21 protein-coding genes are annotated in these 25,131 nt (G+C 68.4%); 13 read left to right on the forward strand and 8 right to left on the reverse strand.

All coding sequences use genetic code 11. The features are described from left to right. Window positions 1-96: 96 nt before the first annotated feature. The 6 genes from FBZ83_RS08460 to FBZ83_RS08485 all read left to right on the forward strand — a co-directional run bounded on the left by FBZ83_RS08460 (window position 97) and on the right by FBZ83_RS08485 (window position 5,727). Window positions 97-1,770, forward strand: a complete 1,674-nt coding sequence (locus FBZ83_RS08460; RefSeq protein ID WP_145682020.1) for a GMC family oxidoreductase — start codon at window positions 97-99, stop codon at window positions 1,768-1,770. Window positions 1,771-1,947: 177 nt separating this feature from the next. After that, window positions 1,948-3,438: a PAS domain-containing sensor histidine kinase gene (locus FBZ83_RS08465; protein WP_145682021.1), complete on the forward strand. Its 1,491-nt coding sequence runs from the start codon at window positions 1,948-1,950 to the stop codon at window positions 3,436-3,438. Window positions 3,439-3,445: 7 nt separating this feature from the next. Beyond that, complete coding sequence (locus FBZ83_RS08470; RefSeq protein ID WP_432612488.1) at window positions 3,446-4,120, forward strand: response regulator transcription factor; 675 nt, start codon at window positions 3,446-3,448, stop codon at window positions 4,118-4,120. A gap of 159 nt (window positions 4,121-4,279) precedes the next feature. After that, on the forward strand, window positions 4,280-4,654 hold the full coding sequence (locus FBZ83_RS08475) for a response regulator transcription factor (RefSeq protein ID WP_114862073.1): 375 nt from the start codon (window positions 4,280-4,282) through the stop codon (window positions 4,652-4,654). A gap of 77 nt (window positions 4,655-4,731) precedes the next feature. After that, window positions 4,732-5,436 carry a nitroreductase family protein gene (locus tag FBZ83_RS08480; protein WP_145682022.1) on the forward strand — a complete coding sequence of 235 codons (705 nt, stop codon included), beginning with the start codon at window positions 4,732-4,734 and terminating at the stop codon, window positions 5,434-5,436. 54 nt (window positions 5,437-5,490) lie between these two features. Continuing rightward, entirely contained in the window at window positions 5,491-5,727 is a 237-nt protein-coding gene (locus FBZ83_RS08485; protein ID WP_145682023.1) for a hypothetical protein, read from the forward strand. A gap of 185 nt (window positions 5,728-5,912) precedes the next feature. Here the strand turns inward: FBZ83_RS08485 and FBZ83_RS08490 are convergent, their stop codons facing one another. Together FBZ83_RS08490 and FBZ83_RS08495 are read right to left on the reverse strand one after the other, a co-directional pair. After that, window positions 5,913-6,515: a HEPN domain-containing protein gene (locus FBZ83_RS08490; RefSeq protein ID WP_145682024.1), complete on the reverse strand. Its 603-nt coding sequence runs from the start codon at window positions 6,513-6,515 to the stop codon at window positions 5,913-5,915. Window positions 6,516-6,518: 3 nt separating this feature from the next. Next, window positions 6,519-7,553 carry a ParA family protein gene (locus tag FBZ83_RS08495; protein ID WP_145682025.1) on the reverse strand — a complete coding sequence of 345 codons (1,035 nt, stop codon included), beginning with the start codon at window positions 7,551-7,553 and terminating at the stop codon, window positions 6,519-6,521. A 423-nt stretch (window positions 7,554-7,976) separates the two neighbouring features. Between FBZ83_RS08495 and FBZ83_RS08500 the strand changes: the two genes are divergently transcribed. Together FBZ83_RS08500 and FBZ83_RS08505 are read left to right on the forward strand one after the other, a co-directional pair. Beyond that, window positions 7,977-8,831: a hypothetical protein gene (locus tag FBZ83_RS08500; RefSeq protein ID WP_145682026.1), complete on the forward strand. Its 855-nt coding sequence runs from the start codon at window positions 7,977-7,979 to the stop codon at window positions 8,829-8,831. Window positions 8,832-8,876: 45 nt separating this feature from the next. Further along, complete coding sequence (locus FBZ83_RS08505; protein WP_145682027.1) at window positions 8,877-9,455, forward strand: YceI family protein; 579 nt, start codon at window positions 8,877-8,879, stop codon at window positions 9,453-9,455. A 7-nt stretch (window positions 9,456-9,462) separates the two neighbouring features. Here FBZ83_RS08505 and FBZ83_RS08510 read toward each other — a convergent pair whose 3' ends face one another. After that, on the reverse strand, window positions 9,463-10,161 hold the full coding sequence (locus tag FBZ83_RS08510) for a Crp/Fnr family transcriptional regulator (protein ID WP_145682028.1): 699 nt from the start codon (window positions 10,159-10,161) through the stop codon (window positions 9,463-9,465). Between the two features lie 158 nt (window positions 10,162-10,319). Here FBZ83_RS08510 and FBZ83_RS08515 point away from each other — a divergent pair, with 158 nt between their 5' ends. Continuing rightward, entirely contained in the window at window positions 10,320-12,047 is a 1,728-nt protein-coding gene (locus tag FBZ83_RS08515) for an adenylate/guanylate cyclase domain-containing protein (RefSeq protein WP_145682029.1), read from the forward strand. A gap of 86 nt (window positions 12,048-12,133) precedes the next feature. Here the strand turns inward: FBZ83_RS08515 and FBZ83_RS08520 are convergent, their stop codons facing one another. The 4 genes from FBZ83_RS08520 to bla form a co-directional block, all read right to left on the reverse strand. Beyond that, entirely contained in the window at window positions 12,134-15,238 is a 3,105-nt protein-coding gene (locus tag FBZ83_RS08520; RefSeq protein ID WP_145682030.1) for a molybdopterin dinucleotide binding domain-containing protein, read from the reverse strand. 14 nt (window positions 15,239-15,252) lie between these two features. Then, entirely contained in the window at window positions 15,253-16,386 is a 1,134-nt protein-coding gene (gene nrfD, locus FBZ83_RS08525) for an NrfD/PsrC family molybdoenzyme membrane anchor subunit (RefSeq protein ID WP_145682031.1), read from the reverse strand. Further along, window positions 16,386-17,141, reverse strand: coding sequence for a sulfate reduction electron transfer complex DsrMKJOP subunit DsrO (gene dsrO / locus FBZ83_RS08530; RefSeq protein ID WP_145682032.1), 756 nt, complete (start codon window positions 17,139-17,141; stop codon window positions 16,386-16,388). Before dsrO ends, nrfD begins: the two co-directional genes overlap by 1 nt. A gap of 162 nt (window positions 17,142-17,303) precedes the next feature. Beyond that, complete coding sequence (gene bla / locus FBZ83_RS08535) at window positions 17,304-18,194, reverse strand: class A beta-lactamase (protein WP_145682033.1); 891 nt, start codon at window positions 18,192-18,194, stop codon at window positions 17,304-17,306. A gap of 107 nt (window positions 18,195-18,301) precedes the next feature. Between bla and FBZ83_RS08540 the strand changes: the two genes are divergently transcribed. Continuing rightward, entirely contained in the window at window positions 18,302-19,177 is an 876-nt protein-coding gene (locus FBZ83_RS08540; RefSeq protein ID WP_145682034.1) for a LysR family transcriptional regulator, read from the forward strand. A 9-nt stretch (window positions 19,178-19,186) separates the two neighbouring features. Here FBZ83_RS08540 and FBZ83_RS08545 read toward each other — a convergent pair whose 3' ends face one another. Beyond that, the gene (locus FBZ83_RS08545) at window positions 19,187-20,173 is read right to left on the reverse strand and encodes an aldo/keto reductase (RefSeq protein WP_145682035.1); all 987 of its coding nucleotides are present in this window, start codon (window positions 20,171-20,173) and stop codon (window positions 19,187-19,189) included. 346 nt (window positions 20,174-20,519) lie between these two features. Between FBZ83_RS08545 and FBZ83_RS08550 the strand changes: the two genes are divergently transcribed. The 3 genes from FBZ83_RS08550 to FBZ83_RS08560 all read left to right on the forward strand — a co-directional run bounded on the left by FBZ83_RS08550 (window position 20,520) and on the right by FBZ83_RS08560 (window position 25,065). Further along, window positions 20,520-22,547: a methyl-accepting chemotaxis protein gene (locus tag FBZ83_RS08550; RefSeq protein WP_145682036.1), complete on the forward strand. Its 2,028-nt coding sequence runs from the start codon at window positions 20,520-20,522 to the stop codon at window positions 22,545-22,547. Between the two features lie 116 nt (window positions 22,548-22,663). After that, window positions 22,664-23,803, forward strand: coding sequence for an SbmA/BacA-like family transporter (locus FBZ83_RS08555; protein ID WP_145682037.1), 1,140 nt, complete (start codon window positions 22,664-22,666; stop codon window positions 23,801-23,803). Between the two features lie 89 nt (window positions 23,804-23,892). Next, a complete protein-coding gene (locus FBZ83_RS08560; protein ID WP_145682038.1) occupies window positions 23,893-25,065 on the forward strand; it encodes an HPP family protein in 1,173 nt (390 codons plus the stop codon). Window positions 25,066-25,131: the final 66 nt, after the last annotated feature.

The following is a 25,131-nucleotide window of genomic DNA, read 5'->3' on the forward strand; positions in this document are numbered from 1 at the left end:
GCTGGACGGGCTAGCCCGCAATTTCAGTAACGGCATGGGGAACTTGGGATTTATCTGAGTCCCGTGCGTTCAACCCCAAAGAAAAGCAGGCGCAGCATGATCCTCGATGCTCGCTCGGTGTCCTCGGGCACCAACCTTGACGCGGACCTCTGCATCGTCGGCGCCGGCGCCGCCGGGCTCGCCATAGCCCGTGCCTTGGCCGGCTCGCGGTGGAAGATCGTCCTTCTGGAAAGCGGCGGGCTCGACCCCGACGGCCACACCCAGTCGCTCTACGCCGGCGAGAATCTCGGCCTGCCCTACGAGCGGCTGTCCACCGCGCGCAGCCGCTATTTCGGCGGCAGCACCAACTGCTGGGGCGGCTTCTGCCGGCCCTTCGAGCCGATCGACATGGAGGCGCGGCCCTGGGTGCCGAACAGCGGCTGGCCCTTCGGGCCGGAGATGCTGGCTCCCTACTACGCCCGCGCCCACAGCCACCTGAACCTGCCGTCGAACATCTACGACAACGGCCATTGGGAACAGACCCTGGCGCCCGACGGGATCGAGCTGATGCCGGTCGAGGGCGGCGCCCTGGAGAACCGGATCGCCCAGATCAGCGACCAGCCGCGCGTCGGCGTGACCTCCGTCGACGAGATCGTCCAGGCCGCGAACATCGCCTGCTACCTGAACGCCAACGTCACCGAGTTCGAGACCAACGACTCCGCCACGGTGGTCGAGCGGGTGCGCTGCGCCGCCCTCAGCGGCGCCCGCTTCACGGTCACCGCGCGGCAGTTCGTCCTGTGCTGCGGCGGCATCGAGAACGCCCGCCTGCTGCTGCTGTCCAACCGGGTGCAGAGCGCCGGTCTGGGCAACGGCCACGATCTGGTCGGCCGCTACTTCACCGACCACCCGCGGATCAAGGCCGGCTCCGTCCGCCTGACCGATCAGGCGCGGCACCGCCGCCTCTACGACATGACGCTGACCCTGTCGCGCCGCCGGCTGAACGCCAAGCATCTGCCGGTTTCCGCCTCCCTGTCGCCGACGGTGGAGACGCAGCGCCGGCTGGGGCTGATGAACTCGCGCAGCTATCTCGTGGCGCAGTATCATGGCGAGGCGACCGCCGGGGTGCGCGCGCTGCACGACCTGCGCATGCTGATGTCCGACCGCCGCAAGTTCGGCCACGCCGAGGGCGACCTCAAGGCTCTGCTGCGCGAGGCGGTGCCGCAGATCGCGCTGCATCTGCCGAATCTCGCTTACGCGATGTTCGACAATGTGGTGAACCCGGCCTGGGTGACGCGCAGCTTCCTGCTGGAGACCATCGTCGAGCCGGTGCCCAACCCCGACAGCCGCGTGACCCTGGCGGCGGAGCGCGACGCGCTGGGCCTCAACCGGGCCGACACGGTGTGGCGCCTGACCGAGCAGGACCGCGACAACTTCCTGCGCACCAATGAGCTGGTGCGGACGGAGCTGACCCGCAACGGCCTGATCACGGTGACCGAGGCCGACCCGCAGGAGGCCGCCGAGCGCGCCTGGGCGGAGCGCATCTCCTGGTGCTGGCACCATATGGGCACCACCCGCATGCACGACGACCCGAAGCAGGGCGTGGTGGACGCGCGCTGCAAGGTGCACGGGATGCACAACCTCTACATCGGCGGCAGCTCGGTCTTCCCCAGCATGGGGTGCGACCACCCGACCATCAACCTCGTGGCGCTGGCCTTCCGCCTCGCCGAGGAGGTGGCGGCCCAGCTTCAGCACGACCGCGCGGTCACGCTGGAGGGCCAGCAGGCGGCGTGAACAGCCGGTCCGGCACGGGCGGGGAGCGATCTTCCCGCCCGCAACCCCCAGTCCCCGCCTCAATCCCGGTTGACCGAGAAATCAACTCAACTACTCTTGGGTCAAGAACGGTTCGAGGGACAAGAGGCGTTGGGGACGGGGATGGCGGACGATATCGGGACGGGAAATCCGGACCTCATGCTGCGCTTTCAGGCCATGCTGGACACGGTGCCGGACGGAGTCGTCATCATCGACGCCGAAGGGCGCATCCAGACCTTCAACCCGGCCTGCGAGCGGCTGTTCGGCTGGACGGCCGCCGAGGTGATCGGCCACAACGTCAAGATGCTGATGCCGCCGCCCTACCGGGAGGAGCATGACGGCTATCTGGAGCGCTACCACCGGACCGGGGAGCGCCGCATCATCGGCATCGGGCGCGAGGTCACCGGCCTGCGCCGCGACGGCACCACCTTCCCGATGGAGCTGTCGGTCGGCGAGGCCTGCCGGGAGGCCGGCGGCGACGGTGTCTACATCGGCATCATCCGCGACATCAGCGAGCGCAAGCGGGCCGAAACCGCCCTGCGCGAGCGCGAGGCCCGCCTCACCTCCATCCTGGAGACCGTGCCCGAGGCGATCATCGTCATCAGCGAGCGCGGCCTGATCGAATCCTTCAGCCCAGCGGCGGAGCGGCTGTTCGGCTACAGCGCCGCCGAGGTGACGGGGCGGAACGTCAGCCTGCTGATGCCCTCCCCCTACCGGGAGCAGCACGACCGCTACATGGACCATTACCTGACGACCGGCGAGCGCCGGATCATCGGCATCGGGCGGGTGGTCTCCGGCCTGCGCCGCGATGGATCGGTCTTTCCCATGGAACTGGCGGTGGGCGAGGTGCGGTTGGCCGGGCACCGCTGTTTCACCGGCTTCATCCGCGACCTGACCGAGCGGCAGGCCACCGAGAAGCGCCTGCAGGAACTTCAGGCGGAGCTTCTGCACGTCAGCCGGGTCAGCGCCATGGGCCAGATGGCCTCCACCCTGGCGCACGAGCTGAACCAGCCGCTGACCGCCGTCATCAACTACGCCAAGGCGGTCAAGCGCCTGCTCGACCGTCCGGACGGGGCGGACAAGGCGCGGGAGACGATGGACAAGGCCACCGCCCAGGCCGCCCGCGCCGGCCAGATCATCCGCCGCCTGCGCAACTTCATCGAGAAGGGCCAGACCGAACACACGGTGGAGAGCATCGGCAAGGTCGTGGAGGAGGCCAGCGCCCTCGCCCTGGTCGGCGCCAAGGAGCGCGGCGTCCATGTCCGGCTGGAGATGAGCGGCGACGAGCGGCCGGTGCTGATCGACAAGATCCAGATCCAGCAAGTCGTCCTCAACCTCGTCCGCAACGCCATCGAGGCCATGGCCGAGTCGGGGATTCGGGAATTGACCGTCGCCACCGGCCCCGACCCGGAGTCGGCGGCGCTGATGCGCGTCACCGTCCGCGACACCGGCCCCGGCCTCAACGAGACCGTCCTGGCCCAGCTCTTCCAGCCCTTCGTGACCACCAAGGAGAAGGGGATGGGGCTCGGCCTGTCGATCTGCCGGTCGATCATCGAGGCCCATGGCGGCCGTCTGTGGTTGGAACCGGGCGACGGAGGGGCCACCTTTGCCTTCACCGTGCCGGTTGCCGGAGAGGATGATGCGCCCTGAGACCCCCTTGCCGCCCCTGTTATCCCCGTCGGACATGACGGTCTTCGTCCTGGACGACGACGAGGCGGTGCGCGATTCCGTCGTGATCCTGCTGGAATGCGAGGGCTTCCGGGTCGAGGGCTTCGCGTCCCCCCTCGCCTTCCTGGAATCGGACGCGCCGTCGCGTCCCGGCTGCCTGCTGGTCGATGTGCGGATGCCGCAGATGAGCGGGCTCGACGTGCAGGAGCGTCTGGTGCAGGAGGGGCGCGGCCTGCCGGTGATCGTCATGACCGGCCACGCCGACGTGCCCCTGGCGGTGCGGGCCATGAAGGCCGGCGCCATCGACTTCGTGGAGAAGCCCTTCGACGAGCAGGCCCTGATCGGCAGCGTGAAGGCCGCCCTGGCCCGCGCCGTTCCGCCCCCGGCCGCGCCAGCCGCCCAGGCGACGGCCCCCGCCCCCACTGCCCCCGCCGTCTCTCCGGAGGTGCTGGAGCGGCTGTCCAGCCTGACGCCGCGGGAACGCGACGTGCTGCAATGGCTGGTCGAGGGCAAGTCGAACAAGGTCATCGCCTTCGAGCTGTCCATCAGCCCGCGCACCGTGGAAATCCACCGCGCCCGCGTGATGGAGAAGATGCGCGCCGACAGCCTGCCCTCGCTGGTCCGCATGGCCCTGGCCGCCGGGATCACCCCCAAAGGGGAGTGAGTCCGGCCGCCGGACGGCCCCGGCGGCGACTGATCCACATCAAAACCACGCCCGATAAGGGGAACTCCGTATTCCGGCACCGCCGGTCGGCTTCTATCTTCCCTGTAACGCCCGGACGACGGGCGTCATTCCGCGTGATTTCCGATGCTGGAGGCAGTCTTGGCCGAACCGGGCGATAGCATCGTCTACATCGTCGACGACGACGAGCCGGTGCGGGACTCGATGAAGGCGCTGCTCGAAGCCTGTGCCTTCGAAGTGCGCGACTACGCGTCGTGTCAGAGTTTCATGGACCAGTACAACGGCAAGCCGTCGGGCTGCCTCGTCCTCGACCTGCACCTGCCGGTGATGAGCGGGCTGGAGTTCATCGAGCGTTTCGGCGCGACCCTGCACGGCCTGCCCGTCATCATGGTGTCGGGGCGCGGCGATCCCGCGACCTTCGCCCGCGCGCGGGAAGCCGGCGTGACCGCCTTCCTGGAAAAGCCGTTCGAGGAGGACCAACTCCTTGACGCGGTGCAGCGCCTGCTGCCAGCCTGACCGTCCTTCTCGGTCCTGAGAGGGCCGCCGTTCCCCGGACAGGGTTCATGAGACACCGTCCGCAGCGGAGCGCGCCCATGGCGTCCGAAGACCCCACTCCCCGCCCTCTGTCGGCCCTGGAGGCCGTGCGCAGCCGCCGCAGCGTCCGCGCCTTCACCGCCGAGCCGGTGCCGCGCGCCGTGGTGGAAGAGATCCTCGCGGCCGCCAGCCGGGCGCCCAGCGGTTCGAACATCCAGCCCTGGAAGGTCCACGCGGTGGCCGGCGCGGCGCGCGAGGCGCTGTCGGCGGAGCTGCGCGCCGCCCATTTCGACCCGGCGGACGATCAGGCCGAGGCGGAATACACCTACTACCCGACCCAGTGGTTCGAGCCCTATCTGGGGCGGCGCCGGAAGATCGGCTGGGACCTCTACGGCCTGCTCGGCATCGCCAAGGGCGACCGCGCGGCGATGGCGGAGCAGCACGCCCGCAATTACGACTTCTTCGGCGCCCCGGTCGGGCTGTTCTTCACCATGGACCGGCGGATGGAGCAGGGAAGCTGGCTCGACGTCGGCATGTTCATGGAGAATGTGATGGTGGCGGCGCGGGGCTTCGGGCTGGACACCTGCCCGCAGGCCGCCTTCATCACCTATCACCGCATCGTCCGCCGCCATCTCGACATTCCGGACAGCGACATCCTGCTGAGCGGCATGGCGCTGGGCCACGCCGACCCCGACGCGCCGGAAAACCGCCTGGAAACCGAGCGCGCCCCGGTCGCCGACTTCACCCGCTTCCACGGATTCTGATGGCGCTTCCCGATCCCGGAGGGGAGAAGGATGCCTCAGGCACGGAGCCCTTGCGTGACGGCGCTGGTCAATGTTGACGCCCGGATGGTCGGCGCTCGCCTTGACGCGGAGCACCACTGGTTCAGCAATTGCCTACGGATCACTCTCAAACTTCAGAAACTGACCGATAGCATTGGAAAACTCACCGGCCCGGCGAAACGAGAAATATTCCGTCTTGCCTTGACCATATCGGGCTGCAGCATTGCTTTGGCGGCAGAAAAACGATGTGTTATTGTGTGGAAACGGCTATGAAGCCCTCACCAAGGTGTTTTTCAACAATATCGACTCATAGCGGACGCTTGTCAGAAATGGAAGTCACGTTTTCCAATCCATTGGCTTTTGGCTCGAAGCGTTTTTACGTCTCATAGTAGTCTTCCACGAAGGCAGAAAAGCAATTTTAAAAGAATAAATTTAATACGGGAAAAGGTGGCTTTGGATTACCAAAGAGTTTTGCTTGGAAATGCATGGCTTCCGTGCTTTAATAACCCAATATCTGTCGCAATAACCAAATGAGTGAGAAAGCGATCAACTCTTTCTAGGGAGCGGTCATTAAGCTGAACTTTTCCAGATGGTGTTTGCGTCCATTGAAAGGTTGGAATAGAGAACCCATGAGCAAAGCTATGACGAACCTTTAGTATTTGATTTAAGAAATCTTGCGATTGCTGTCTATTAAACTGCGCGGCACGCCAAACCCAGTCCGCAATAGGATCATATCCTGTACATGAAATAAGTAAATCTCGAGAATTATCCCAATTTGGCGTATTGAATTTCTTTAACTTTTGCTCCGTCATTGGCTCCAAAATGGAATGCAAGCTTGCAAATTCGACATCATGAGGATTGTATATTTTCTGAACAAACTCCTTTGTCACCTGCTTCAGATAAGCATCCCATCCTGCTACATATGCCGCTAATGCTGCATGTAAAAAATTTGTCTTATGCTCACGACTGATTGGCCGCAACCTAGAATCCTTTGCAGTTTCACGAATTTTACGGGACAATGCCACAGATGATAAAAATCGAGTCTGCGACAAACTGCTCATGATCTAAAGCCTCTCCACAAAATTTCTGAGAGCTGTCTTGTAATTATCAAGCGGCTCTTTGTTCAATTGAACACGTTCGCCATCAAAACTTTTGGGGCCAGGGGTCAGATGAAAAATTGGGGTTCCTGTGGCTGCACAATACACGCACGCGCCATGATAATCGGGAATCTGAACGAATGAAGAGCTTGGAGTTTCCTTTGGAACTGCATAGAAATGCCTATGCCTTTTGTGAATTCGGTCAACTGTTTCCTTAACGCGCTCATTTACAACACGAAAAGCTTTGCTGGGTTGTCCATCATAAAGCGTAACACGATTTGATACAAATGTGTGAAGCTTAGGTTGAGAGATGCCTTCATCGATAGCCTTCTTGGCAAAGCTGATTTTAGCGTAGGTTTCCGTATGCTTATCACCTACGCCGTATAGCAGAGCAATAACATTCTCAATTCCCCGCCGCGAACTATCGTCTGCGGTAAATGGCACCACCACGTTGTCAGCCGCCGCGAGCCCAAGCTGGGTGTACACGGCAAAACTTGGATTGCAATCGATGATAAAAATAGCCTCGCGGTCACCGCTACGCTTCTTCAAAGATTGCCGAAGGTCATTGACCCACCCAATCACCTTTCCCCAAGCATCAAACGGAACCGACAATTGCGAAGTCTGGCGAATTGCCTCGGCAAGAATTTCAAGAAGGTTATCCCCGCATACGAGCCACAGATTCTCCGGGATTTTCGAGTTATATTTTTTCGGATGAGAGATATATTGATCTATATTATCAATCATTTTGAATGGGCTATTCAAGCGCTCTTCCAGATATCCAGCAACTGTTTGTCGCGGCTTCGCAGTAGTGAGCTCCAAAAGCGCTTTTGCATCTGGATCAAATCCCCCAAGCAGGGTCTCGGAGAGATTTCCTTGGGGGCAAAGATCAATTACATAAACGTCACTGTCTTGATGCAAATGAGCATATTCAGTTGAGGCAATAAACGCCAGAAAGCTTTTCCCAACGCCACCCTTATTATTCCAAAATGCATAGCTCGTCATTGGAATGCGCCTTATCTAGTAACAAAGTTACGCTGCGAGCATAGATGCTCCAGGAAGCGTTGTCGATAACGCGAGTTCGTGAACAGGCCTCATAGTCATTGAAGAGGCGACTCTGTCTGCTTTGAGCGCTGAACCGACATACGCAACTGGCTGCACAAGGGAGCAGCCCCGACCGTTGGAACGTAGTGGCCATCCCCCAACCCGACACGGACGGCACGAAGGAGCTGAGCCGACGTTCCGCTCCAACGACGCCGCTCACGCCCAAAAACCCGCTTGCGCCACGTTCGCGATGTGCGTTTTCGCACAGGCGTCGGCGGGCCGTGACGGCACTCTCCAGCCGCGCCGCGAAGCGCTGGCCTGACCGTTCCATCCCGGCAGGCTCCGCCCCGCGTCCCGTTTCCTGCGGCTTGGAGTGTTCCGACGATGGCTCTGCTCGATGATCTTGTGGTGCAGACCGCCCTGTTTCCCCTGGTGGTCGGCGTCGCCGCCGTCGGTGTGGTCCGTCTCGCCGGCGGGCGCACGCGGGGTCCCCGGTTGGCGGCGGCGGGTGTTGCCGCCGCCTTCCTGGCGGCCTACGCGCTGATCGTCGGCCTGCCCGCCCTGCCCCCGCCCTCCAGCATGGGCCGCCTGTTCTGGAGCGCGGTGGCCGGTCTGGTCATCGGCGTCGGCGCCGACCTCGCCGGGCTGGACCGCCGCCGCGGCACCTGGCTGCTCGGCGCCTGGGTGACGGCGTCCTTGCTGTGGATCGCCCTGCCGGTGCTGCCGGGAAGCCTGGACACCATCACCGCCGCCGTCCTGTTGCTGGCCGGCGGCTGGATCGCCCTGACGCGCACCGCCGGCGAGGGCGAGGGGGTGGCGACGCCCGGCGTCGCCCTGCTGGCCGCCGCGGTGGCGGTGGGCGGGGTGGCGCTGGTCGGCGCCTCAGCCTCCGTCGCCCAGCTCGCCTTCGCGCTGGCCGCGGCCACCGGCGGCCTGCTGCTGTGGAACTGGCCGGTGGAGCGCCACGCCTGGGGCAACGCCGGTCAGGCCGCGCTGGGCATCCTGGTGCTGCTGGCCGCCACCCTGACCTTCTTCTCCTCCGCCCACGCCGAAGCCCTGCTGCTCGTCCTGCCCGCATTCTTCGCCGACCGGCTGCGCGACCGGCTGCCCCTGCCGCGCACCCCCGCGGGCCGGGCCATGGGCACCGTGGCGCTGACCGCCATCGCCCTGGTGCCGGCCGCCGCCGCCGTGGGCGTCGCCTTCCTTCTCTCCGCCGGTTCCGACGTGTCCGGCTACTGACCCACCCCCACTCATCCCGTTCCATCCGACAAAGGACTCCGAATCATGCACCGTCTTCTCGCCGCCGCCGCCCTGTCCGCCCTCGTCGCCCTGCCGCTGACCGCCCAGGCCGCACCGGTCGCCTACAAGCTCGACCCGGCCCACACCGCCGTGGTCTTCATCGTCGACCATCTGGGCTTCGCCAAGGCCATGGGCCGCTTCAACACGTTCGCCGGCGAGCTGTCCTTCGACAAGGACGCCGCGGACAAGAGCAGCCTGTCGGTGACCATCGACACCACCAGCGTCGACACCAACCACGCCAAGCGCGACGAGCACCTGAAGTCGCCGGACTTCTTCAACGCGAAGGAGTTCCCGAAGATGACCTTCAAGAGCACCAAGATCGAGACGACCGGCGACAAGACCGGCAAGCTGCACGGCGACCTGACCCTGCTGGGCGTCACCAAGCCGGTGGTCCTCGACGTGACCTTCAACAAGGACGGCGTCAGCCCGGCCAGCAAGCAGGAGACGGTCGGCTTCTCCGCCCGCGGCACGATCAAGCGCTCCGACTTCGGCATGAAGTACGGCGTGCCGAACATCGGCGACGACATCCAGGTCATCATCGAGTCCGAGGCGGTGAAGGGCTAACCCCCCGTCAATCCTCCTCCGCCGCCTGCCGGACCCGGTCCCGCAGGCGGCGGGTGTCGAGAAGCAGCAGCGCCCCTCGCCGCTTCTCCAGCAGCCCGTCGCGCTCCAGCGCGCTCAGCTCCCGCGAAACCGCTTCGCGCCGGGTGCTGACACGGGCGGCGAGGTCGGCGTGGGGCGGCGGCGGGGAGATGGTCGCGCTGTGCTCCCCCCGCCCGTCCGGCCGGGCCAGCCGCAGCAGCTCGGAATAGATGCGGTGGCGCACGTCCAGCGTGTTGAACTCGTTCACCCGCGTGGCGAGCTTCCGGATCTCCCCGGCCAGCAGGACCATCACCTGATCGCAGACGTCGGGATGGCGGTGGATGCAGTCGCGGAACAGCGGGGCGGGCATGCAGGCGACCGTGGCGTTGGTCACGGCGACGATGCCGGCGGAGCGGGCCTTGCCGTCGATGGCCGCCAGCTCCCCGAAGAACTCCCCGGCGGGGATGTCGCGCAGGATCACCGTCCGCCCGGAGATCGCGCGGATCGTCACACGGACCAGACCGGCGGCGACGACGAAGACGTCGGTGCCCTCATCCTCGAAATCGATGATCCATTGCCCGGCCTCCACCCGGCGCCAGAGGCAACGGTCCTCCAGCGCCCGCAGCTCGTCGGGGGACAGGGAGCGGAACAGCGCCGCCCCGGCCAGCGTTTCGCTCCGGCGCCTCATGAACGGGTGTGGATGTCCGGCTGTGGCATGGCGCGGGATGATCTCATAGGATGCCCGGGGACGCCACGCCGAAGCCGACCTTCACAGCCCGAGCCCGCCGACCGACATGACGACCGTCCCATCCGCCGCCCGCCGCCGTTCATGACCGGGGCCCGTTCATGAAACGCCGGATCGAACGCCCGTTGCGCCTGTTCACCGGCCTGACGCTGTTCACCTTCGTCATCACCCATTTCCTGGCCCACGCCGCCGGGCTGCTGCTGCTGCCGGGGATGGAGGTGGCGCGGCGCACCCTGTTGTGGGTGTGGGACACGCCGCCGGGGCAGGCGCTGCTCGCCGGCTCCTTCGTCACCCACGCCGGGCTGGGGCTGTGGGCGCTGTACCGGCGCCGCCACCTGCGCATGCCCGCCGGGGAGGCGTGGCAGCTCGGGCTCGGCCTGTGCATCCCCCTCCTGCTGATTTCCCACGGCATGGCCGGGATGCTGTCGGACGACCTCTACAACGACCCGCTGACTTACCCGCGGGCGATCGTCCTCTACTGGATCACCGCGCCGGAAACCCTGCTGTGGCGCCAGCTCCTGCTGCTGGTCATTGTGTGGATCCACGGCTGCATCGGGGTGCGCGGCTGGCTGATGACGAAGCCCTGGTACCGGAGCCGCGCCGCGCTGCTCGGCGCCTTCGCCATGCTGCTGCCCCTGCTGGCGCTGGCCGGGATCGTCAACGCCGGCTGGGACGCCGAGCGCCGGGCCGCCGCCGACCCCGCCTATCTGGAGCAGTTCCGCGCGCCTGCCCCCGGCACGCCGGAGGCGGAGAACCGCGCCGCGCTGGCGGCGATCAGCGGCGGCGTGTTCAACACCTACGTCCTGCTGCTGGTCGGCACGCTGGGAATGCGGCAATACCGCAACTGGCGGGCGCGGGCGACCAGCCCGGTGCGCATCGCCTATCCCGGCGGGCGCACCGTCACCGTGCCGCGCGGCACCTCGGTGCTGGAGGCCAGCCGCGCCAACGGCGTCCCGCACACCGCGCTGTGCGGCGGGCGGGGCCGCTGCTCCACCTGCCGCATCCGCGTGACCGAGGGGGTGGACGCCCTGCCGCCGCCCAACGCCACGGAGCGGGCGGTGCTGGAGCGGATGAAAGCGCCGCGCGCCGTCCGCCTCGCCTGCCAGCTCCGCCCGGTGGCGCCGCTGTCGGTGACGCCGCTGATCTCGGCGCGGGACAATGGCCGCACCTTCGCCGTCACCGCGCCCATGGACAGCGGGCGGGAGCTGGCGATCACCGCGCTGTTCGTGGATTTGCGAGGGTCAACCTCGCTGGCGGCGGAGCGGCTGCCCTTCGACGCGCTGTTCATCGTCACCCGCTACGTCCAGGTGGTCACGGATGCGATCCGCAAGCACGGCGGCTACGTCATCGCCATCGCCGGGGACGGGGTGATGGGCATGTTCGCCAACGAGGAGGACCCCGCGACGGCGGCGGCCAACGCGCTGCGTGCCACCGCCGACCTGTGGCGCGACATCGAGCTGCTGAGCCGCGACCTCGCGGAGGAGCTGGACCAGCCGCTGGCCTTCGGGGCCGGGGTGCATTCCGGCCTCGCCGTGGTCGGGGCGGTGGCCTGTTCGGAGGACGGGTCGCTGCAGTTCATCGGCGACACCGGCAACGTCGCCGCGAGGCTGGAGGAGATGACCAAGACGCTGGGCGCCACCGTAGTCTTCTCCGACGCGGCCGCCGAGCTGGCGGGGCTCCAGGGGCTGGAGCGTCTGGAACGCCGGGATGTGGCGATCCGGGGCCGCGACGGCACGCTCGGGGTGCGGACCGTCCGCCGCCAGGAGGATTTGCGGGCGCTGCTGGAGGGTGGAACCACCGTCCCCTCTCCCCCCTGGGGCGACGCTTAGGACGAGGCCACCGCTGCGGGTGTCGGGGGAGCAGCGGGTTCTTCCCTTCTCTCCCGCCCTTCTCCCCCTCCCCTCTCATCCCTGGATCACGCCGCGGCGACGCGCTCCAGCCTGGCGGGAAGCCCCTGGCGCACCGCCGTTCCGGCGATGGGATCGACCCAGACCGAGGCGCCCGGACGGGTCGGGTCGTGCAGGCCGAGGTCGTTGATGTTCACCCCCGCCCCGATCTCCGGCACCACCGGCTGGCTGTGGCCGCCGATGACGTGCGGCCGCGCGCCGAACTCCTTGTGGCCGAAGCCGTGCTCGACAGCGAGCACGCCGGGCATCACGCCGTGCCGGACGATGGCGGTCGCCAGCTCCGACCCGCCCGGCGTGGCGATGCGGATGCGGTCGCCGGTTGCGATGCCCAGCCGCCGCGCATCCTCCGCGTTGATGCCCACCGGATTCTCAGGGTGCAGGTGGCGCAGGCGGCTGGCCGCGATGGTGTAGGCGCTGACCAGCACCGATTTCGAGCTGATGAGCTGGAAGGGCCAGTCCTCCGCCGTGTGGACCTGCCGCATCGGCGTGCCGTCGGCGAAGGCCGGGGGCGTCCAGGCAGCGGTGCCGGTCCAGCGCTTGCCGGTGACGCTGCTCTTCGCCGCGCCGACGGCCTCGTTGTAGACCAGCAGTCCGTCCTTGAAGCGGTGGGTGGCCTTGTCGTCCTCGAACCCCTCCGCCTGGTTCTGGTAGCGCCCGCCGCGCGCCAGGATGAAGGCGACCTTGCGCCACTCCTCCTCCTTCAGCACCGACTGGAGCGCCGGCAGGACGCGGGCGACGCCGGACAGGGCGATGTCCTCATCCGTGGCGTCGGGCACCGGCTGCTTGCCCAGCCACGCGATGTTGGCGCCCCCGCGCAGGTACCAGTCCTCGGGCCGTTCCAGCGGGTGGGTGTTGCCGTCCATGTCGGCGATGGCGTCCGGGCCGAAGCCGGGCAGCCCCAGCCGCTTCGCCAGCGCGATCAGGAAGGTCTCCATCTGGACGTGCCGGCCGTCGGGCAGCGGTTCGGTGCGCGGCGTCACCACCGGCCAGCGCGCCGTCGAGGTCTTGGTCGGCACGCCCGCCCAGGGCGCCGCCCAGCCCCAGGTCTCGTACAGCACGGTGTCGGGGATGATGTAGTCGGCGAAGGCCGTGGATTCGTTGATGAAGGGGTCGATGGCGACGATCAGCGGCAGCGCCTTCGGGTCGCGCAGCGTCGCCTCCACCTGGGCACGGACGCCGGGGATGCCGTAGAGCGGGTTGCTGTTCCACAGGAACAGGGCCTTCAGCGGGTACGGGTAACCGTCCACCACGCCGCTGGTCAGATACTCGGTGGTGAGCTGCGGGGCGTTGGGGTACCAGGGCGCCTTGGCCGGATAGGGCTTGCCGGCCTCCTTCTTCGCCTTGAACTCGCTGGATTTTTCATAGGGGACGGGGCGGCTGATGGCCGTGCCGGTGGGCTTCACCTGCCCGGGGAAGCTCGCCAGCTTGTAGCGCGGGCCGTCCTGCTCGTCCGGGAAGCGCCCGCCGCCGAAGATGGTGCCGCCCTTCCAGTTCAGGTTGCCGATCAGCGTGTTCAGCGTCACCACGCCGAAGGCGTTGTAGAAACCGTTGCCGGCCATCATGCCGCCGTGGGTGTTGGCGGCGGCCTTCTTGCCGTGGCTGGTGAACTCCCGTGCCAGACCGGCGATGACGTCGGCGGGGATGCCGCAGGCGTCGGCGTAGCCGGCGAGGTCGAGCCGCATCGCCTGCTCGCGCAGCAGGGTCAGGCTGGTCTTCACCGCCACCTCGCCCGCCGGGGTCGCCACCGTCCCGCCATGGAACAGCATGGCCGGTCCCGTCAGGGCGTCATGGGCCACCGGCGTGCCGGCGGGGTCGAGCACGACGAAGGCGTCCTTGGCGCCGTAGCGCTCCGTCTCGCCCAGCGTGACCCAGCCGAGGTCGGAGGCGCGCAGCATCCGCCCGTCGCGCGGGTGGCCCGCCTGCTGGATCACCAGATGGGTGGCGTTGCACCAGCCGGCCTCGCCCGCGGCCTCCGCCGCCTTGCCGTTGGGCTGGGCGAGATAGTTGCTGTCGATGCGCCCGTTCTCGAACATCCAGCGCATCATGCCCATGACCAGGGCGCCGTCGGTGCCGGGCCGGATGGGTATCCAGTTGGACCGCTCCGCCGCCGCGCGGTTGTCGGCGTTGGTCAGCACCGGATCGACGACGACGTAGTTCAGAACGCCGTCCGTCCGCCCCTTGGCGAGCAGCATGGCCTGCCGCTTGAACGGGTTGCCGGCGTTCGACGGGGCGGTGCCGATGAACAGCACGAACTCGGCGTTCTGCAGGTCCGGCTTGGCGTGCGGCATCTTCTTGGCGTCGCCGAACACCGCCCCGGAGCCGGAGCGGTAGGCGCCGCCGCAGTAGGAGCCGTGGCCGACGAAGTTGATCGTCCCCAGCGCCTGATTGAAGAAGCGCCGCACGAAGGGCTCCCGCCCGTCGTTGACCGACGACAGCAGGGCCACCTGATTGACCTTCGGCCCCAGTTCGGGGGCGGCCGGATCGATGGGCGTCTTCAGGTCGCGCAGCGTCCGCAGGCCGGGCACCGGGCCTTCGCCGAACAGGTCGCCGCCCTCCGCGATCTCCTCCACGAGTTTGTCGAAGGCGATGGGTTCCCATTGGCTGGAGCCGCGCGGGCCGACCCGCTTCATCGGCGTGGCGACGCGGAAGGGCGAGGTCAGCATCTCCAGCGCCGCGTTGCCCCGGCCGCAGGCGGTCGAGCGGCCTTTCAGCCCCTTCTCGTCCAGCCGCGACAGCGACTTGAAGCTCTCCTTGATCGGCGTGCCATAGGGCAGGAAGGGATCGGTGGACAGCGGGCTGTAGGGGTTGCCGGCGACGCGCAGCACCGTGTTCTTCTCGACATCCACCCGGACGCGGACGCCGCACAGCGTGGTGCAGCCGAGGCAGGCGACGTTGGCGACGATCTGGCCCGGCGTCGGGGTGAGGTCGCCGGTCGCCGGATCGACGCGGAATTCGGGGGCCAGGGCGTTGCCGGAGATGGCGTGGTCGGGCTTGTCCCCGGCCCAGGCGCCCTTGACGAGCTTGCGCCCGGTGTCAGAGAAGCCACCCGCGAAGGCGGCGAGCGCGCCGCCGGCGGCGCTGGTCTTCAGGAGAAGGCGACGGGAAATCGACATGATGGATGCTCCGTTCACTCGGCGGCGGCCACGGTTCCGGCGGGCGCCTGGGGCGCGCGGGCCGGAGCGGGCGCCGGGCGGCGCGGGGAAGGCAGGATGGCGATGAGGACGATCAGCAGGAACAGCCAGAGTCCGGCCGTGCCGACGATCCCCAGCAGCCCCTCCGGACCGGCGGGCAGCGCGTAGTCGTAGAAGCCGGCGCCGGTCTTCGGCACGGTCTGGCCGCCGATGAACACGGTCCAGCGGAACATCCAGGCGCCGTGCAGGGCGATCAGCCCGGTCAGCAGCCCCGTTCCGGCGGGCTTGGCGACGGCGATGGCGAAGGGCAGCGCGGTGGCGGCGACGGCCCAGACGGCGGTGACGCGCCACGCCTCCGACCCGGCGACGCTGCCCAGCGCCTCCGCGTGGGTGGCGTCCAGCCCGAACAGGCCCAGCGCCAGCCACAGCCCGCCGACCAGCATGACCCCGCCCAGGAAGCCGGCGAGCAGCCGGTTCGCCCGCAGCTCCACCGCGCGGTCGTTGCCGGCGGCGACGCGGTTCAGCACCAGCACCAGACCGGCGGCGCCGGCCAGCGCGGTCAGCAGGAACTGCACGGGCAGGAAGGGCGTGTGCCACAGCGGACGCGCCTTGACCACCGCGACCTCCGCCCCGGTGTAGAGAGCGACCAGCAGCGCGCCGGCCAGGGCGAACAGACCGGCGGCGCGGATCAGCGCGTCGTTGCGCCCGCCGCCCAGCGACGCCAGCCGATAGAGCGCGGCGAGGCGGCTGTCCACCCGGCCGTGCGCCTGCAACTCCTCGCGGAAGCACGCCCAGCCATAGACCAGCAGGCCGGTGACGTAGAGGGGGATGAAGATCGACCCCCACCACATCCACGACGTCGGGCGCAGCACGACGTAGAAGTGCCAGAAGCGGCCGGGCTGGTGGAGGTCCGACAGCAGCGCCACCGGGGCGGCCAGCCCGCAGGTCAGCGCCACCAGCAGGGCGACGCGCCCCAGCGCGCGCCAGTCCTCCTGGGCGAAGGCGTAGCCGGGCAGGCTGAGCAGAAGTCCGCCGACCGACAGGCCGATCAGGAAGAAATACTGCACGGCCCAGGGAAGCCACGCGACCTCGCGGGTCACGTTGATGACCTCGACGATGTGGTTGTCCATCACGCGTGCTCCTTTCGGGCGTGGGTCTCGCCGCTGGGCCGCCAGAGCGTCGGCGTGCCGTCGACCTTCCCTTGGAAGCGGGGATCGAGGCCAAGGTAGAAGACGCGCGGCTGGGTCCCCTGCTCCGGCTTCAGCACCTTGGGGTTCTCCTCGCGGACCAGGGTGGCGACGGCGCTGTCCGGGTCGTTCAGGTCACCGAAGATGCGGGCGCCGCCGACGCAGGTCTCCACGCAGGCGGGCAGCAGCCCGGCCTCCACGCGGTGGACGCAGAAGGTGCATTTGTCGGCGGTCTGGGTCTTGTGGTTGATGAAGCGCGCGTCGTAGGGGCAGGCCTGGACGCAATAGGCGCAGCCGACGCAGACGGTGTTGTCCACCACGACGATGCCGTCCCGGCGCTGGAAGGTCGCACCGGTCGGACAGACGGGGATGCAGGGCGGGTCCTCGCAATGGTTGCACAGGCGCGGCAGCATGTAGCTGCCGGCCTTGCCCTGCTCGGTCACCTCGTAGGTGGAGACGATGGTGCGGAAGCTGTTTTCCGGGACATCGTTCTCCATGATGCAGGCGACCGTGCAGGCTTGGCAGCCCACGCATTTGCCCACGTCCACCACCATCGCCCAGCGGTGCGCCGGATCGCCGTTCCGGCGGAGCGACGCAGCGCCGGGGACTACGGCGTTGGCGGGCATTGCCGCCACCGTTGCGGCGCCGATGGTCGCGGCGCCGGCGCCGAGGCAGAAGTTGCGCCTTGATCGGTCCATGGCTGGCCTCTTCGCACCTGATTCCTTCGGCCGCGACGAACCGCGGCCCTATGGTGCGAAGGGTACCGGCGCCCTGCCCCCACTCCTATTGGGGGCATCCCTACACCTCTTAGGGTAAACCCCAGTGACGACATGCCGCAGGAACCGGCCAGTCCTCAGCGATCAGCCCTTCAGGGCGTCGGCCACCGCCCGCGCTACGCCGGCATGGATGGCGTCCCGCTCCTTGAAGGCATCGGCCGTCTCGGTCAGGTAGCTGGCGATCAGCAGCGGCGCCCTCCCCTCCGGCCAGACGATGCCGATGTCGTTGGCCGTCCCACGCACCCCCGTGCCGGTCTTGTCGCCGACGCGCCAGCCCTTCGGCAGCCCGGCGCGCAGGCGCTTGTCGCCGGTCCGGTTGGCAACCATCCAGGCGATGAGCTGATCGCGCGACGCCGGGGTCAGCGCATCGTCCAGCATCAGCCGCTCCATGCTGTGGACCATCGCCGCGGGCGTGGTGGTGTCGCGCGGGTCGCCGGGGATGGCGCTGTTCAGGGACGGCTCGTTGCGGTCCAGCCGGGTCTTCCGGTCGCCCAGCGTGCGCAGGAAGGCGGTCAGCCCGGCGGGATCGCCCACCGCCGGCAGCAGCAGGTTCGCCGCCACGTTGTCGCTGAGCGTCATCGTCGCCTCGCACAGTTCGGCCACCGTGGGGGGTGGACCGTCGAGGCGGGTTTCGGCGAAGGGGGCGTAGGGGACCATGTCCGCCTTGGTCACCGGGATCGTCCGATCCAGCCGCTCGCGGCCCTCGTCCACCCGCTTCAGGACGGCGCCAGCCAAAAGAAATTTGAAGGTGCTGCACATCGGAAAGCGCTCGTCCGCGCGATGCCCGAAGCGTTGCCCGGTGCCGGTGTCGAGCACCGCCACGCCGAGCCGGCCGCCGCTGCGCCTTTCCAGCGCGGCGATGGCGTCCGCCAGCCGCTTGTCCCCGAATTTCCTAAGTTTCTCCGCCTTCACGCCGGTCGCCGCCAGCAGCGTCATGCCGCCCGCCGCGGCCAGGAAAGCCCGCCGTCCGATCATCGTAGCCTCGTGTCATAGCGTGTCGATGGACGGACGATAAAAAGCTGCCGGCCTTCGAACAAACGATGATAGTTTTCATAAGCCACAAGAAAAACTTATAGCTGTCCATGGCCCGCCCCCAGCTTCCGCTCAACGCGCTGCGCGCCTTCGAGGCGTCGGCCCGCCATCTCAGCTTCACCCGTGCCGGGCTGGAACTGTGCGTCAGCCAGGCGGCGGTCAGCCAGCAGATCCGCACGCTGGAGGCGCGGCTGGGCGTCACCCTGTTCCGCCGCCTGCCGCGCGGCCTCGCCCTGACCGACGAGGGGGCGGCGCTGGTGCCGGTGCTGATGGACGCCTTCGAGCGCATCGGCGCGACGCTCGACCGCTTCGCCGACGGGCGCTACCACGAGGTGCTGACGGTCGGGGTGGTGGGAACCTTCGCCACGGGCTGGCTGCTGCCGCGCCTGCCGGCCTTCACCGCGGCGAACCCGGCGGTCGACCTGCGCATCCTGACCAACAACAACCGGGTCGATCTGGCCGGCGAGGGGCTGGACTTCGCGATCCGCTTCGGCGACGGCTCCTGGCACGGGGTGGAGGCGGTGCCGCTGCTCGACGCCCCGCTGACCCCGCTCTGCGCCCCGGCGCTGGCGCAGCGGCTGTCCGCCCCGGCGGACCTCGCGCGGGAGGTGCTGCTGCGCTCCTACCGGATCGAGGAATGGCAGCGCTGGTTCGCGTTGGCCGGGGTGCTCTGCCCGGCCATCCGCGGTCCGGTCTTCGACTCCTCCCCCACCATCGCCGCCGCCGCCGCGATGGGCGCCGGGGTGGCGCTGCTGCCGGCGCGGCTGTTCGGCCACGATCTGGCCACCGACCGGCTGGTCCGTCCATTCACCATCGAGGTGCCGGCGGGCCGCTACTGGCTGACCCGCCTGCACTCCCGTCCCGAGACGGCGGCGATGCAGAGCTTCCGCCACTGGATCGCCGCCGCCGTCCGGGCGGACGATTAGGCCGGAGGTTCAGGCCGGTGTCGGCGCCTGCTCCGGCAGGACGCCGGACTGCTTCAGTTCCCGCCAGAAGTCCGCCGGGATCGGCTGCTTCATCAGGGCCATGTTCTCCTGCACGCGCGGCGGATTCTTGGTGCCCGGAATGACCGAGGCGACGACCGGGTGCGCCGCGCAGAACTGCAGCGCCGCCGCCCGCAGGTCCACGCCGTGCCGTTTGGCGATCTCGGCCAGCCGGTCGCGCGCCGCCACCTTGTCCGGCGGGGCCTCCTGGTACTCGAAGGTTTTGCCCCCCGCGATCAGGCCGGAGTTGTAGGGGCCGCCGACCACCACATGGACGCCCCGTTCCTGGCAGCGCGGGAACAGCGTGTCCAGCGCCGGCTGGTTCAGCAGGCTGTAGCGTCCGGCCAGCAGGAAGACGTCCGGGTCGGCGCGCTCCAGCGCCATCACGCAGGGCTCCACCCGGTTGACGCCCAGCCCCCAGGCTCGGATGACGCCCTCCTCGCGAAGCTGGGTCAGCGCCACGGCGGCGCCTTTCATGGCCGTGTCGAACACCTCCAGCCAGCGGTCGCCGTGGGCGTCTTCCGCGCAGTCGTGGATGTAGGCGATGTCGATGCGCGCCATGCCCAGCCGCTGCAGGCTGTCCTCGATGGAGCGGCGGACCCCGTCGGCGGTGTAGTCGTAGTCCACCCGGAAGGGCAAACCCTTCACGAAGGGGCCGTGCTGGCCGCCCTTGCTCGCGTCGGCGCGCAGCAGGCGTCCGACCTTGGTGGACAGGACGAAGTCGTCGCGCGGGCGGTTGCGCAGGACATGGCCGAACCGGTGCTCCGAGATGCCGGGGCCGTACTCCGGCGCCGTGTCGAAATAGCGGATGCCGGCGTCCCAGGCGGCGGCCAGCGTGGCCTCCGCGACGTCATCCGGCACCTCTTCGAACATGTTGCCGAGCGGGGCGCCACCAAACCCGATTGGCCCAGGCGGAGCGAAATGCTTGCGGTCCGGCATGATCGACCTCTCGTTGATGCGTGGGTGCAGAGAGGGGACAGTGTGCGCTCTGACGGCGCTTCCCTCAACACCGGCCCTCAACACGGGGAGGGTCACGGCGTTCCCATTCGCAACCTGCCGACGCGGGCGTGGCAATTTGCGACGCGGATGGGAGCGCGTTGGCAAATTGCAACGGTTGGGAAGGAACAACCGCGCAGCCCACTCGGGAATTTTGCTGGGTGGAACAGCAATTGCGCGGGGATTGGGAGTTGGTACGGAATTTGAGAATGATTTGATCCGGTGCGGGCGACCGACGCCGAACAAAAAATACCCCCAAGGAAGAACCCCCCAGGCAGGACATCCCATCATGACCACCTCCCTTCGTGCTTTCGCCAACTTGCGCACCGCCACCAAGGTCTACACCGGCTTCGGGGTCACGCTGGCCCTGCTGGTCACGTTGGGGGCGGTTTCCTGGAGCGGCCTCCGGTCCAACGATACGGCGCTGCGCAGCTACGCGGCGCAGTCCGACATCACGGTGACGTTGGGAGAGGCCGATACCGCGCTGTCCGACGCGCTGGGGGCGGCAGCGGAGTTTCTCGTTTCCGGCACGGACGGCGCTGCCAACCGCTTTCGCGCGACAGCCGGGGACTTCCGCCGGCATCTGGACAAGGCGGCCCCCGGGATCCGCGACGGCGCCGACCGTCAGGCCGTGGAGGAGATCCGCGGGCTGGAACGGGATTTCCTGACCGGTTTCGACCGTCTGGTCGCCCTGCGCACCGAACGGGACGGCATCGTCGCGGAGGTCGTGAACAGGCTGGGTGCCGACATCCGCCGGACGCTGAGCGAACTGGTGACCGCCGAACGGCAAACCGGCAATCTGGACCGCACCGTTCAGGCCGCGGGCGTCAGCGAGCAGTTTCTGCTGGTGCGCGTGCTCGTCGCCCGTTTCGTGACCGAGACGAAGCCCGAGGATCTGGTGCGTATCCGCCAGGATCTGGCGGCGGTGGTCGCCGACGTCGAGGGCGAGGCCAAGGGCTGGGCCGACTCCCCGGGCGCCGCCAAGCGCACCGAGTTGCTTGCCAAGCTGCCGCGCTACACCGCGGGCATCGAGCGCATCGCCGCCATCGCCGATGAGATGACCCGCGTCAACGCCGACACGCTGACCCGCGCCGGCGCCCAGATCAACGGGAGGATCGGGTCGATCCGCCAGCATTCCACCGAGGTCCTGAAGGGGCTGGAAATCAGCGCTGCCGCCGCGGTGACCGCGGCCGAGCGGCAGGGCGCCGCGGTGACCGCCGCCGCCGTGGCGCTGGGCCTGCTGCTGGCCTGGATGATCTCGCGGGCGATCACCCGTCCGCTCGGCGCCATCACCGGGGCGATGGGCCGGCTGGCCGAGGGCGACCGCACGGTGCAGGTGGACGAGGGGTGGCGCAAGGACGAGATCGGCGCCCTGGCCCGCGCCCTCCAGGTCTTCAAGTCGAACGCCGAGGAGATGGAGCGCATGCGTAAGGCGCAGGAGGAGGCCGAGCGCCAGGCCGCCGAGCAGCGCCGCGCCACGATGATCCGCATGGCCGACACCTTCGAGGCGACCGTCCAGGGCATCGTCGAGGCGGTGGCGAGCGCCGCCGGCGGCATGCACAACGCCGCCAGCACCCTGTCCGGCACCGCCGCGGACGCCAGCGAGCGCTCGCTGCTGGTCGCCTCCGCCTCCGAGGAGGCCTCGGCCAACGTGCAGACCGTCGCCAGCGCGACGGAGGAACTGTCGGCCTCCATCGCCGAGATCGGCCAGCAGGTGGAAATCTCGACCCGCATCGCCGGGCAGGCGGTGACCGACGCGGAAGGCGCCGATCGCACCATGAGGGCCCTGGTCACCGCCGCCGAGCAGATCGGGCAGGTGGTGGAAATCATCAGCGGCATCGCCGCTCAGACCAACCTGCTGGCGCTCAACGCGACCATCGAGGCGGCGCGTGCCGGCGAGGCCGGCAAGGGCTTCGCGGTGGTGGCGGGCGAGGTGAAGGCGCTGGCCAACCAGACCGCCAAGGCGACCGATGAGATTCAGTCGAAGGTGCAGGAAATCCAGCAGACCACCGGCGGCGCGCAAAAGGCCATCGGCAGCATCGGCCAGACCATCGGGCGGATGAGCGAGATCGCCACCACCATCGCCGCCGCCATCGAGGAGCAGGCCGCCGCCACTCGCGAGATCGCCAGCAGCGTCTCCCAGGCCGCACAGGGGACGGAGGAGGTGTCGCGCAACATCGCCGGCGTCAGCACGGCGGTGTCGGAAACCGGCAGTGCCGCCAGCCATGTCCACGGCACGTCGGAGGAACTGGCCGCCGAGGCGGAGCGTCTGCGCAGCGAGGTGCGCAGCTTCATCGCCACCGTCCGGGCCGCCTGATCCGGCAAGAGGAGGGATCGCCGCTTGTTCCGGCTTCCATTCGCCGGATGGGTGGTAGGCTGAATCGGGGCGCCTGAACGTCGGGCGTCTCGGTTGAGCGGCCGGGATGGGCGGCCATGGCGAAAAGGATTTCTCCAAAGACGGCCTCCGGTCCCGTCCGGCGCTTCGCCGGGTTGGCCGGGGGCTACTGGTCGGGACGGGACCGCTGGTCGGTGCGGCCGCTGGCGGCGGCCTTGCTGGTCCTGACGGTGGCGCAGGTGTCCGTCCCGGTGATGATGAACCTGTGGAGCCAGCGCCTGTTCGACGCGCTGGAGCAGCGGGCGATGGACCGCCTGCCGATGATGGCCGCGGCGGCCGGCGGCATCCTGCTGTACAACATCGCCGTCACCGTGGCGCATCTGTGGGTGAAGCGGCGCCTCCAGTTCGGCTGGCGGGCGTGGCTGACCCGGCGGCTGGTCGGCGACTGGGTGTCGGACGGCCGCGAGCATGCCCTCCCCTCCCGCCCCGGCAATCACGACAACCCGGATGGGCGCATCGCCGAGGACGTCCGCGTCGTCACCGAACTGGCCGTCGATTTGGGGCATTCGCTGACCTACTGCCTGCTGCTTCTGGTCAGCTTCGCCGGGATCCTGTGGCGGCTGTCCGGCGTCGTGCCCGTCGCCATCGGCGGCGTGAGCGTTCCGGTGCCCGGCCATCTGCTGCTCCTCGCCCTGGCCTTCGCCGCCGCCGGGACCACCGCCGCCCTCGCCGTCGCCCGGCCGCTGGTCCGCGCGGCGGAGCGGCGGCAGGGACTGGAGGCCGATTTCCGTTTCGGGCTGGCGCGGGTTCGCGAGAACGCTTCGGTCATCGCCCGGCAGCGCGGCGAGGCCGTGGAGCGCGGCCGCATATCCCTGTTGTTCGATGGGGTGCGCCGCGGCTGGGAGGGGCAGACCGGCGCGCTGGTCCGCGTGATGGCCTTCGGTGCGTCCTATTCGGTGTTGTCCGCGGTCTTCCCCATCCTGGTGGTGGCGCCACGCTACGCCGCGGGGGCGATCACGCTGGGGGTGATGATGCAGACCGCTCAGGCCTTCCAGCAGGCCGTCGCGGCGCTGTCCTGGCCCATCGACAATCTGGCGACCGTCGCCCAGTGGACGGCGTCGATCGAGCGCGTTCTGGGGCTGAAGGAGGCGCTGGACGGAATCACCCCCTTGCCCCCGATCAAGGCGCCCGCTCCCGGATTCCTGTCCGATGGCGGCAACACCGCGCGGAAGCGGTGAGGCGGTCCGGCACTTTCCGTTTGACCTCAACTTAGCTTGAGGTTCTATCCTGCCGCCGCACGCCGAAACCTTGGGAGGGACCGGGCCGAATGCATCGCGAGATACGGCATCTGCTGCGCCGCTGGAAAATCACTCTGCTGAAGAAACGCGAAAACCGCCGCCGCCTTGCCCTGTTCAGGCCCATCCTGCCCGGCGCGAACCTGAAGGACCGGTTGATCGCCTGCTGCGGAGCGATGCTCGGCCTCGCCGCGACGGGGCTGCTCTGCCACAACCTGCTGACCCACATCACCAGCGCGCCGGCCCTGGTGGCGCCGATGGGGGCGTCGGCGGTCCTGCTGTTCGCGGTGCCGGCCAGCCCGCTCGCCCAGCCCTGGTCGATCATCGGCGGCAACACCCTGTCGGCGCTGGTCGGGGTGATGGTGGCGGCGCTGATTCCCGACCCGATGCTGGCCGGTGGCGTGGCGGTGGCGCTGGCGATCGCGACCATGTCGATGACGCGCTGCCTGCACCCGCCGGGCGGCGCCGCCGCGCTGACCGCGGTGATCGGCGGCCCGGCGATCGCAGCCTCGGGGATGCAGTTCGTGTTCTACCCGGTGGCCGTCAACTCCATCCTGCTGGTGCTGGCCGGCTGGACGTTCCATCGCTTCTCCGGCCATTCCTATCCGCACCGGGCGCCGCCCAAGCCGGCCAACAGCCACGGCACCGCCGATCCGCCCGCCCGGTCACGCGCCGGCCTGACGGCCGACGACCTGGACGAGGCAATCCGCGAGCTGGGAGAGGCGCTGGACGTCAACCGCGACGACCTGAGCGCCCTTCTGGAGAAGGCGGAGCTTCACGCCATGGAGCGGATGCATGGCGGGATCACCTGCGGCGACATTATGTCCCGCGACGTGGTGACGGTGAGCGCGGAGGCCCATCCCGAGGTGGCCCGCGCCCTCCTGGTCGAGCACAGCTTCCGCACCCTGCCGGTGGTCGATCGGAGCAATGTGGTGGTCGGTCTGGTCGGGCATACGCATCTGGTCGGGAACGCCGCGACGGTGGCCGCCGTGATGGCCCCGCCGGTGACCGCCGGGCCGGAAACCCCGGCCTTCCGCCTGCTCGGCCCGTTGTCGGACGGCGGCACGCACGAGGTCGCCATCGTGGATGGGACCGGTGGGCTGCTGGGGGTGGTGACCCAGACGGACCTGCTGCTGGTGATGGCCCGCACGAACCTGCTGCAATCACTGGACAGCGCCCGGAAGCCCGCCGGAGCGGTGGCCTAACGGCGCCGCCGACGCGCTGGCGAGGTTGGCTCCGCGAGAAAATTTTCTCGCGGAGTTCGCCTTCCG

Source organism: Azospirillum brasilense, assembly GCF_007827815.1.
In the GTDB taxonomy this organism is placed as follows: Bacteria; Pseudomonadota; Alphaproteobacteria; order Azospirillales; family Azospirillaceae; genus Azospirillum; species Azospirillum brasilense_C.